This is a genomic window from Clostridium sp. C105KSO13, from assembly GCF_001517425.1.
Classification (GTDB): Bacteria; Bacillota; Clostridia; order Lachnospirales; family Lachnospiraceae; genus Muricomes.
The window spans coordinates 1-254 of the sequence record NZ_FBWL01000013.1 but is presented as its reverse complement, the minus strand read 5'-3'; the positions used below and the strand labels follow the sequence as shown (position 1 = coordinate 254).

Here is a 254-nt window from a genome sequence, read left to right as displayed (position 1 = left end):
CATAATGAAAGTAAAACGCTTGCATTTATAACTTCCTAGCCGCCAAGCTGAAGTAAAATGCTTGCATTTCTATCATTATGACAGATTTTTTACCAATGTAAAACCCGCTGATTTATTTTGCGGTTACGATGAACTGGGAAAATGTAAGGCCATTCTTTGAATTTAGCGATGATATAAGAAGGATAATGTATACGACGAACATTGTGGAATCTGTGAACCGCCAGTTCCGGAAGGTAACCAAAACCAAGAGTGCA

General features: G+C 37.8%; 1 pseudogene. It reads left to right on the top strand.

What is annotated here, in order from left to right:
- Positions 1-131 precede the first annotated feature (131 nt).
- Positions 132-254, top strand: a pseudogene (locus tag BN3456_RS15475) (transposase); the annotation flags it as partial.